General features: G+C 54.2%; 8 protein-coding genes. 7 read left to right on the top strand and 1 reads right to left on the bottom strand.

Annotated elements, in window-relative coordinates:
* The 3 genes from ABYA77_RS08125 to ABYA77_RS08115 form a co-directional block, all read left to right on the top strand.
* A partial coding sequence (locus ABYA77_RS08125; protein WP_372965450.1) for a helix-turn-helix domain-containing protein occupies positions 1–268 on the top strand: 268 nt, incomplete at its 5' end.
* A 149-nt stretch (positions 269–417) separates the two neighbouring features.
* Positions 418–1,311, top strand: a complete 894-nt coding sequence (locus ABYA77_RS08120; protein ID WP_372965449.1) for an ATP-binding protein — start codon at positions 418–420, stop codon at positions 1,309–1,311.
* A gap of 35 nt (positions 1,312–1,346) precedes the next feature.
* Positions 1,347–2,018 (top strand): metallophosphoesterase, encoded by a 672-nt coding sequence (locus ABYA77_RS08115; protein ID WP_372965448.1) that lies wholly within the window; start codon positions 1,347–1,349, stop codon positions 2,016–2,018.
* A 247-nt stretch (positions 2,019–2,265) separates the two neighbouring features.
* On the opposite strand, the gene ABYA77_RS08110 is transcribed toward ABYA77_RS08115, so the two are convergent.
* Positions 2,266–3,297, bottom strand: coding sequence for a zinc-dependent alcohol dehydrogenase family protein (locus ABYA77_RS08110; RefSeq protein WP_372965447.1), 1,032 nt, complete (start codon positions 3,295–3,297; stop codon positions 2,266–2,268).
* A gap of 212 nt (positions 3,298–3,509) precedes the next feature.
* Here ABYA77_RS08110 and ABYA77_RS08105 point away from each other — a divergent pair, with 212 nt between their 5' ends.
* The 4 genes from ABYA77_RS08105 (at position 3,510) to tadA (ending at position 9,242) form a co-directional block, all read left to right on the top strand.
* On the top strand, positions 3,510–4,874 hold the full coding sequence (locus tag ABYA77_RS08105) for an efflux RND transporter periplasmic adaptor subunit (protein WP_372965446.1): 1,365 nt from the start codon (positions 3,510–3,512) through the stop codon (positions 4,872–4,874).
* The gene (locus tag ABYA77_RS08100) at positions 4,871–7,987 is read left to right on the top strand and encodes an efflux RND transporter permease subunit (RefSeq protein ID WP_372965445.1); all 3,117 of its coding nucleotides are present in this window, start codon (positions 4,871–4,873) and stop codon (positions 7,985–7,987) included. The genes ABYA77_RS08105 and ABYA77_RS08100 overlap by 4 nt, the downstream gene beginning before the upstream one ends.
* A gap of 9 nt (positions 7,988–7,996) precedes the next feature.
* Positions 7,997–8,635, top strand: a complete 639-nt coding sequence (locus ABYA77_RS08095; protein WP_372965444.1) for a TetR/AcrR family transcriptional regulator — start codon at positions 7,997–7,999, stop codon at positions 8,633–8,635.
* A 103-nt stretch (positions 8,636–8,738) separates the two neighbouring features.
* Positions 8,739–9,242, top strand: coding sequence for a tRNA adenosine(34) deaminase TadA (gene tadA / locus ABYA77_RS08090; protein WP_372965454.1), 504 nt, complete (start codon positions 8,739–8,741; stop codon positions 9,240–9,242).
* Positions 9,243–9,246 lie beyond the last annotated feature (4 nt).

The following is a 9,246-nucleotide window of genomic DNA, read 5'->3' as shown; positions in this document are numbered from 1 at the left end:
GCTGGCGGAATGCGCCGCGCATCTGGATGTCAACGTAAAGACCATTCAGCGGTGGTTCGCCCGTGAACTGGGCATCACCTACGGAAAATGGCGCAAACAGGCCCGGTTGCTGGTGGCACTGGAAGAGCTTGCGCTGGGACGGAGCATCCTTGATGTGGCTCTGGAGGCCGGTTACTCCAATCCAAGCGCCTTTACCGCAATGTTCCGCCGTGAGTTTGGTATCGCGCCAACGGCTTTCCAGCGGGCCCAGCGCAAAGCGTCTGAGTGAGGGGCTGGCTGTGTTTGTCGTGCGTATGTCAGTAACAGGTAACTCTCCAGAAAATGTCCATTAATCGACGATTGAGGTCTATCCGTCGTTAGACGGGGGTGGCAGCTATTGGCAAGCTTAACGCCCCTCGACAACCCTGGTTACAAGCAATGATCGCCAATCAATCAACTCCACTTCAGCACGAACTGCTGAAACAGTTAACTCGGATTGCAGATGCTCTGGAGCGGGCATACCCCGCCGAACAGGATCAGCAACTGGACCCTGATATCATCGCATTTCAGTGGCAGTACCGTCTGACGCAAGGGGGAAAGAAAGCGGTTTTGCTTCCCGTTCCGAACCCGGGGCTGATCAGCTTTGACCAACTGAAGTCGGTAGATCGACAGAAGCAACTCATCCGGCAAAATACCATCCAGTTTCTTGAAGGAAAGCCCGCCAATAACGTGCTGCTGACGGGCTCACGGGGTACGGGCAAGTCTTCGCTGGTGAAGGCCTGTCTGCATGAGTTTCACCATCAGGGTCTTCGGCTGGTTGAAATCGACAAGGAAAACATCGGTGATCTGCCGGAAGTCATCGATATCCTGAGCCGCCAGCAGGGCAAGTTCATATTGTTCTGTGATGATCTGTCTTTTGAAGAGGGTGATATAGGCTACAAGCGCCTCAAAACAGCCCTGGATGGTTCCATAACCGGACAAACCTCCAATATCCTGATCTACGCCACCTCCAATCGCCGCCATCTGATCGCTGAGCGTATGTCGGATAACCTGAATATGATCCGGGGCGCAGACAACAGGCTTCATCCGGGTGAGGAAATCGAAGAGAAGATCTCCCTATCCGAGCGGTTTGGGCTTTGGATATCCTTCTATGGCTTTTCGCCCGATGAATACCTTGAAGCCGTCAGGCATTGGCTTAAAGAGTACGAGGTTCCGGATGAGGCCTATGAAGAGGCGGTCATACATGCAAATCGCTGGGCAACCCAGCGAGGTTCTCGCTCCGGGCGTATTGCCGCGCAATTTGCCCGTGACTATGCGGGACAATTTGCCTGACCTTTACATTTTAAAGTCCCGACAGGTACTGCGAGATGAGTGATTTCCTGAAGCTGGGTAAGAATACGGGCGGCCGTGATTTTATCGTTGGCGATATTCACTTCAAAATGCCGGATTTTTTTCATGGCCTTAACGCGCTTGATTTCAACCCGGCATGCGACCGTATTATTTCGGTCGGGGATCTGATCGACCGGGGCCCCGATCCGGCGGGTGGATTGAAACTATTGGATCAGTCCTGGTTTCACATGGTGATGGGTAATCACGAGCAGATGCTTATTCAGGCGTATGACAATGATCCATGCGGATCGTCTCCTGCAGGAGGGGCAGCCTGGTGGGATTCGATAGATCAGCGGTCCCGCATCCGGATCGTCCAGCGACTAAAGTATCTTCCGGTTGCCATCGAACTGGAGTCTGAGCAGGGGGGAATTGGGATAGTTCATGCCGACGTCCCTGTCGGGATGGGGTGGTCCGAGTTCAAGAGCGATATCGTCAACGAGGAAACCAAACGTTACGCGCTCTGGGGCCGGAAGCGGGTCAGAGATGCAATAGTGTCAGGCGTTCACGGTGTATGGCGTGTTTGCGCGGGCCATACCAAAGTTCCGGCGCCACTCCGGCTGGGCAACTATCTCGCCCTCGACTGCACCGGTGGAAACGAAGGTGCTCTCGCTTTCTACTCGGTCAGAGAGGATCGCATCTACACCTTTTAGCTTACCGAGGGCTCTACGTTTGAGCGCTACGGTTTTTCGGGGAATTACAGATCAGCCAATGGTTGCATCCGTTTTAACCCGGCTGCCATAGGCGCGCAGAAAAGTGGTCACCGCCCCGGCACCTGTTTTTAACCTGCGTCTGGCCCTGTGGGGCTTCTGGCCACTGGTATTGGCAGGGGGCCCGGATAACTCCGACCAATAACCTGGATGCCGCACGATGTCGGACATGCCCCTGCACAGCTAACCTTTACTCGGCCGTTAGCAACATTTTGACAGCCTTTTCCTTTGCCGCCTGGCCAAAAATGTCATAAGCCTTTTCGATATCGTTGAGCTTGAAACGATGAGTCACCAGGTCCTCTGGTTTTACATCACCACTCTCGACAACCTTCATAAGTACAGGGATGGTGTTCGTGCTTACCAGGCCTGTACGCACGGTAATGTTCTTGATCCACAGGTCCTGTAGTTTGAACTCAACGCTTTTACCGTGAACCCCTATGTTCGCGATATTGCCACCAGCACGGATGATGTCCTGGCAGATATCGAAGGTTTCGGGAATGCCGACTGCTTCCATCGCAACGTCCACACCCTCACCATTGGTCAATTCTTTAATGGCTTCAACAGGATCTCTGGCGATGGTGTCAGTGGCGCCTAGCATTTTGGCCATGGCCAGGCGGTTTTCATCAGGGTCGATCATGATGATTCGCGCTGGAGAGTAAAATCGCGATGTCATCACCGCGGCTAACCCGATAGGGCCGGCACCGACAATGGCTACGGTATCGCCAAGCTTTACTTCGCCGTTCAGGGCACCAATCTCGTGTCCTGTGGGGAGAATATCACTCAACATAACGGCTGCAGCCGGATCCATTCCGACGGGCAGTGTGTACAGGCTGTTGTCTGCGTGGGGGATGCGCACGTATTCGGCCTGCGTGCCGTCGATCAAATGGCCGAGGATCCAGCCTCCGTCGCGACAATGGGCGTAGATGCCACGCTTGCAATAATCGCAACGCCCGCAAGACGTAACGCAGGAGATCAATACCTTGTCGCCTATTTTGATGTTGCTGACGCCGTCGCCGACTTCTTCAACGACACCAACACCTTCGTGGCCTAGGATGCGGCCTTCTGTAACAGCGGGCACATCACCTTTCAGAATGTGGAGGTCGGTACCACAAATGGTTGTGTGGGTAACACGAACTACCGCATCCGTTGGTTTATTGATGGTAGGTTTTGGTTTGTCTTCCCAGCTATGTTTGCCCGGTCCGTGAAATACCAGTGCTTTCATAATGCATCCTCCTGTTTCGATGTAGAGTTGCCTGTAGAGAGTATAGTTGTGATCGGGTGACGTGCTGAGTAGGTGGTGATTACTTGACATGAATCAAGAAGAGAGCAGAGGCGTGAATTGTTTGAAAAATATACGATTCAGTGTTTGCAGAAAAGATAGTAACCAATTACTATCTTTTCTGTAGTCAATCATATTAAAGAGAGCATCCAACGATGGCGGGGCGGTTTGGCGATCATAAAGTTATGGCCCTGGCTGGCCTGATTGGCGGGGTCCTGTTGATAGTGTTCCTTGTGTCTTTACGAGAAGGGCCCGCACGTAATTTGACACCAACCGAGCCGCCAACATTAACGGTGATTGAAGTACAGCCTTCTCCCTTTGTTTATAAGGCTCGCGGGCCTGGCATTACCCGGCCCGCAAAAACCTGGCTGGCTGTTGCCAGCGTAGCTGGCCGGGTTGTGACGCGCCACCCGGATCTGGAAAGTGGCAAGCTGCTGCCGGCTGGTACGCTATTGCTGGCACTGGATTCCGCCCGTTACGAGTTGGCCATTGCAGAATCCGAGGCAGAGCTGGCTTCTCTGGTTGCAGAGCAAGCCCAATTGAAAGCGGAGAAACAAAATACTCACAGCCTTCTGGAACTGGAGAGTGAACGGCTTATATTGTCCGAAGGCGAGCTCAGCCGCATTGAGCGCCTGCTAAAAACCGGTGCAGTATCCCGGTCGCGGCGGGATGAACAGTTACGGGCAACTTTGTCGCAGCGCCAGTTGGTGCAGTCTCTTAAAAATCAGCTCTCCTTGTTCCCGTCCCGGCAGCAACATCTTGAGGCGCAGCTTCAGCGCGCAAACACCCGGCTTGAACAAAGCCGGCGGGATCTTGAGGATACCCGCTTTATCGCGCCCTATGATCTCCGCATCCGTTCCGTTGAAGTGGACCTTTACCAACATATAGGAGTTGGTCAGCCGTTGTTTCTGGCAGACGGAATTGAACAGGCTGAAGTCGAGGCACAGGTGCCTCTGGCTATGCTGCGGCGGCTGATGTCAGCCGTGTCGAAACCGATTGAGGCCGGGCGACCTGTGCTGGATATTGCGGAACGGCTGGATTTTTCAGCCATTCAAGGTGAAGTACGCCTTACTGGTTTTCCTGAAGTTCGCTGGCCTGCAAAGGTAACAGGAATTGCCAGTGGTTTGAGTCCCGGTACCCGGACCGGGCGTGTGATCGTTGCTATCAGTGAGCCCTACAGTCTTGAACATGTGCCTGAACGTCCCGCATTGCAACGGGATATGCATGTTCAGGTTGTCCTTTCCGCCAAAGGTCAAAATGATCTGCTGGCGGTGCCGGCATCAGCGGTGCATCAGGGTGAAGTCTATGTGCTGGGTGAAGATAATCGTCTGAAGCGGCAGCCGGTGACCATTGCTTTTGAACAGAATGGTCTTGCCGTGATTGAGAGTGGGGTGAACGCCGGCGATACGCTGATCACCGATGACCCCGGCCTGGCTATCTCCGGTATGAAAGTAACGCCATACCGTAACCGGGATCTGGAGCAGCAGTTGCAGCAACGGGCGTTAGGTGAAGAGCTATGATCCGCTGGTTTGCTGGTCACCCTACGGCGGCTAACCTGCTGCTGTTACTGCTTCTGGCTGCGGGATTGTTTGCGGCTCCTGACCTCAAGCGGGAAACCTTTCCTGACTACCGTCCGGTGGAAGTAAGTATCGATGTTGTCTATCGCGGTGCCAGTGCTGCAGATGTTGAAGATGCCATCTGTCGACGGCTTTACGATGCTGTCAAAGGTCTGGATTATCTGGACGAAATAGAGTGTGTCGCACAGGATAATCTTGCTCACGCCATCGTCAGCATGGAAGCAGGCGGAGATTCTATCCGTTTTCTGAGTGATATAGACACAGAAGTGAACGCCCTGACAGATCTTCCCGCCCGGGCAGAAAGGCCAGTGGTAAGGGAGTTGCACCGAAGTGATCTGGTGGCAGCGGTGGCAGTACATGGTGATCTGGCGCCGAGTCAGCTGGAAGATTATGCGTTGGGGCTGGAAGATCGCATCATGGTGCTTCCCGGGGTTGCAGACGTATCGCTTAAAGGCCTTTCCCAACGGCAATGGCAGGTTGAGGTCGGCAGAGACCTGCTCGCGCAATACAATCTGTCAGCTCAGGATCTGGCCATGCGGCTTCGGCAGCAGAGTATTGATGTTCCGCTGGGCACACTGGAGACACCAGAGCAAGATATCCTGTTACGGTTTACCGATCAGCGGCGCAGCCTTGAGCAGCTTTCTGATTTGGTAGTGGTATCCGGTGTCGGAGGCGGAGAGCTTACCCTCGGGCAAATTGCAACGCTGACAGAAACCGGCGAACAGCCTGAAGCAAAGATCTATTTTAATAACCAGCGAGCAGTGGTTTTGGAGGTTAGTAAAACACTTCAGGATGACTCCCTCGACGTTCTGGAGGAGCTGACAGCTCTTATAGAAAGTGAACGTCAGCGCATAAGCGCACCGCTCAATCTGACGCTGACCCAGAACATGACCAACATTGTCCGGGATCGCCTGGAAATGCTGGTAGGCAATGGGCTGCAAGGTCTTTTATTGCTGGTTGTCGTATTAGGTCTGTTCTTCCGGCCGCGCCTTGCATTATGGGCGGTGCTTGGATTGCCTGTGGCTTTTGCCGGTGCCTTTCTGGTGATGGGTCTTACTGGTCTGACGCTGAACATGATTACCTTGGTGGCGCTGCTGATGGCGCTGGGTATCGTTATGGACGACGCGGTGGTGATCGCCGATAACATTGCTGTTCAGGCCCGGGCGGGCGCTTCACCTCTGGCGGCCGTTGTGGTTGGCACCCAGCAAGTGTTGCCAAGTGTTATGTCCTCTTTTCTGACTACTGTATGGGTATTTGCCCCTCTGGCGTTTCTGGTGGGAGAACTGGGGGCTGTGCTTAAAGTGCTGCCAGTGGTTTTGATTGCGGCGTTGTTTGCCAGCCTGATTGAAGCCATCTGGATTTTGCCTCATCACTTGAAAGGCAGTGTGTTGTTGTTGCAGACGCCCCATCAATCCCGTTTCAGAACAGGGTTTGATCGGAGATTTGGTGTTTTTCAGGAATACATCGGCAAGCTTGCCGACAAAGCCGTGAGCTGGCGTTATGCGGTTTTGGGCGGGATGTTGTTTCTTCTGCTGGGTACGGCAGGCTTCATGGCGGGCGGGCACATCAGCACAGAAGCAATGCCGGATCTGGATGGTGACACCCTGGAAGCTCGTATCCTGATGCCTCAGGGCACCCCGTTAGCACGTACCGAACGTGTTGCCTCTCAGGTGTCGGAGGCTATGTGGCAATTGAATGATGAGCTGACGTCTGAGCAACCCGGAGAAACTCCGTTAGTGCGTGCGGTTCAGGTGCGTTTTAATTACAACCCCAGTGCGCAGGAAGCTGGTACTCATGTTGCAACGGTCATGGTTGACTTGCTGAGTGCTGAGCAAAGAAGCATCACGCTGGACGAACTGACGTTTGCCTGGCGTGAGCATATTGGTGATATTCCGGGGCTTTCCAGCCTGATTATTCAGGAGCCGGGGTTCGGGCCAGCGGGTATTCCGATAGAAGTACGCCTGCAGGGAGAGGATCTTGATGCGCTTAAAATGGCAGCGCTGGATGTCAGCATGCACCTGTCCGGATATGAGGCGGTCTACAACATCATTGATGATCTCCGGCCCGGTAAACCCCAGCGTACCTTCACCCTGAAAGAGGGCGCTTTAGCGACGGGGGTAACCGCAGACATGGTGGCTTCACAGTTGCGGGCAGACTTTCTGGGAGAAATTGTGGATACCCAGCGGATCGGCCGGCGTGATGTAGACATTCTGGTGCGCCAGGCGGAATACGACAGGTCCAGCCTGGATGACCTTGCTGACCAGACCATCACCATGCCCGATGGTCGGCACATACCATTGGAAGTGGTTGTGGATACCCACGATCAGAGGGGCTGGGCCATGATTACCCGGGTGGGTGGTCAGCGTACCGTTACGGTTCAGGCAAACGTGGATGCGGGTAAGGCAAGTGCTCAGGCGGTTGTTAATGATATGAGCGGGGAATGGCTTGCAGTATTTCATCAGCGCCACCCAGATGTGTTACTCAGTTTTGAAGGGCAGGTAGCCCGTTCCGCTGAAACCGGTGGCTCCATTATACGGGGGCTGCTGATTGGTTTGCTTGGCGTATTTGTGATTCTGTCTTTCCAGTTCCGCAGTTATCTGGAACCGCTTATCGTTATGCTGACCATTCCACTGGCCTTTGCCGGGGCATTGTGGGGGCACGTTCTGATGGGCTGGTACATATCGATGCCTTCAATGATTGGCGCAGCGTCTTTAGCGGGTATCGTAGTGAATAATTCCATACTGTTGGTTCAGTTTATTAAGGAAAACCGCAGTAAGGGAATGACCGTGGTCGTTGCCGCAGGGAAGGCCAGTCGGGAACGGCTCCGCGCCATTCTCATTACCTCAACTACCACGATTGCTGGTCTGTTGCCCTTGCTCGCGGAAACCAGTGTCCAGTCTGCCGCCATCAAACCATTGGTGATTTCCGTGGTGTTTGGTTTGCTGGTTACAACCGTGTTGGTTCTGGTGATGATCCCGGCAATCTACGTGTTGTTTGATGACTGGGGCTGGACGCAGCGTGAGCATGAAGACGACAGTAACTGTGATATTGCATGAGAGCGAATAATGGATAAATCCCGAGCCAAGAACCTTCCGGCGGAAGAGCGTCGGAATGTGACTGTGGAGGCGGTGCTTGACCTTGCCGCAACAACCAACCCGGGCGAGATCACAACGGCCGCGATCGCTAAACACATGCAATTGACTCAGGGCGCGCTGTTCCGGCACTTCCCGAATAAAGAAGCCATCTGGCGGGCAGTTATGAAATGGGTGGCTGAGAACCTGATGTCGAGAATCGAGAAGTCAGCAGAAGGAACTGAGTCGCCGTTGGCGGCAATGGAAGCCATGTTTATGGCACACATTGCTTTTGTGTCTGAGCATCCCGGTGCGCCCAGAATGCTGTTTGGTGAGCTGCAGGGTGCTAAACCCACGCCGGCGAAGCGGCTGGCCCATGAGTTACTCAAGCAGTATGCGGATCGCCTGAATGGATTGATTGATACGGCAAAAGCTCGGGGTGATTTACCGTGTAACCTGGACAACCATGCCGCCGCGACACTCTTCATTGGCACAATTCAGGGGCTGATTATGCAGTCTATGATCTCCGGTGATATGGCTCAGATGTGTCGGGATGCACCCGGGGTGTTTGCCATATACCGCCGAGGTGTAGCCTGTCTGGCTCCGGAAACATCTACCACCTCAGATGAGTAATCCGGCTCGCGCTTGGTAAAGAAAAGGAATAATGGTATTTTCGTGGCCTTACCGGACTGGCCATTACCGCATTTATACAGGGCGCTATCAGCAGAATCGCTTTATGCCGGATTCACCGAAAAATGACGAATACTGGATGGCCCGGGCATTGATGCTGGCGGGGCGTGCTGCGTTGATGGATGAGGTTCCCGTAGGGGCCGTCATTGTTCACAATGGCCGGGAGATAGGCGTAGGGTATAATGCGCCGATTACCGGCTGTGACCCCACAGCTCATGCTGAGATTCGGGCCCTGCGTGATGCGGCGGCCCGGGCGGGGAATTACCGGCTCACCGGAGCCACACTGTATGTCACGCTGGAGCCTTGCACTATGTGTGTTGGTGCCATTGTGCACAGTCGTATCAGTCGTCTTGTTTACGGTGCCCGAGAGCCCAAAGCGGGCGCGATCGAGTCAGCCCGGCGCACGCTGGACGAACCCCACCTGAACTGGCATGTTGAAACAGAGGGTGGTGTTTTAGAAGAGGGCTGCAGTCAGATTATCAGCGATTTTTTCAGCCGCCGGCGGGCCGAAATCCGCCAACGGCGCACACAACATTCAGGGAAGGAGTAATTCT

Source organism: Marinobacter sp., from assembly GCF_041595835.1.
In the GTDB taxonomy this organism is placed as follows: Bacteria; Pseudomonadota; Gammaproteobacteria; order Pseudomonadales; family Oleiphilaceae; genus Marinobacter.
This window is presented reverse-complemented; position numbering and strand designations above follow the sequence as displayed.